This window comes from Lysobacter spongiicola DSM 21749 (assembly GCF_900167055.1).
GTDB classification, from domain to species: Bacteria; Pseudomonadota; Gammaproteobacteria; order Xanthomonadales; family Xanthomonadaceae; genus Novilysobacter; species Novilysobacter spongiicola.
On the sequence record NZ_FUXP01000030.1, the window covers coordinates 1 to 1,070 of the forward strand.

Below are 1,070 nucleotides of genomic sequence, written 5' to 3' on the forward strand. Positions count from 1 at the left end.
GCCGTGGCGCCGACTTCGTTGGCCACGGTGTTCTGGTCGAACAGCACGTTGCCTTCGGCATCCTCGACATAAAGCGTGCCGCCGACCGCGGTGCTGGAATCGCCGTTGGCTTCGCTGCCGCTGCCGCTGGCCACGGCGTTGTTGCCGACGGCGCTGGCGTTGTAACCACTGGCGGTGCTGAACTGGCCCAGCGCGAACGCGCCGCTGCCGAAGGCGGATGATCCTTCGCCCAGTGCGGTGCTGGCCGAACCGGTCGCGGTGGAGTAGTCGCCTTCCGCGTAGGCGTCAGAGCCCGAGGCGGTGGCTTCCTGCCCGGCCGCGAAGGCTTCACCCTCGCCGGTGGCATCGAAGAAGCGCGAGGTGTACTCGGCGACCTTCGCCACTTCGTTCAGCTGGTCCAGGTTCACCGCGTCGGTGAGCTCGGTACCGGCCGCAACATTGGTGATCTGACGCTCGCCGCCGGCGCTGCCGACGGAGACGCTGTTTTCACGATCGGTTTCCGAGCCGGCACCCAGTGCCACGCTGTTGGCGTCGGGTGCGTAGCTGTTCACGCCGAGCGCGACGGTATCGTCCCCGGAGGCGTAGGCGTTGTGGCCGACCGCGGTGCTGTATTCGCCGGTCGCCCAGGCGCCGTTGCCGAATGCCGAACCGCCGGTGCCGGAAGCGTAGGTGTTGATCAGGCCGAAGAAGGTGGTGCCACCGACAGCGGTGCTCTCGGCACCGGCCGCTTCGCTGTACTCGCCCACCGCGGTGCTGCTGGCGCCGCTCGCGGTTGCCGCCGCACCCACGGCCGTGGCGTAGTCGCTGGAGGCGACCGAACCGTAACCGAGCGCGGAGGACAGGAACCCGCCGGCCTCGCTGAAGCCACCGAACGCGCTGGCACCATCGGCGCCACTGATGCTGGAGTAGCCCATCGCGGTGGACTGCGCACCGTTCGAGCTCGCCGCCGCGCCGCTGGCCGTGCTGTAGGCACCGTTGGCCTGTGCGCCGGCGCCGGTCGCCGTGGCGCCGACTTCGTTGGCCACGGTGTTCTGGTCGAACAGCACGTTGCCTTCGGCATCCTCGACATA

Annotated in this window: 1 protein-coding gene; it reads right to left on the reverse strand. The window is 69.1% G+C overall.

Annotated features, from left to right (window positions below; translation table 11 throughout):
* Positions 1 to 1,070, reverse strand: a 1,070-nt coding sequence (locus B5D37_RS14965; protein ID WP_425478074.1) for a YadA family autotransporter adhesin, incomplete at both ends; no start/stop codon positions are given.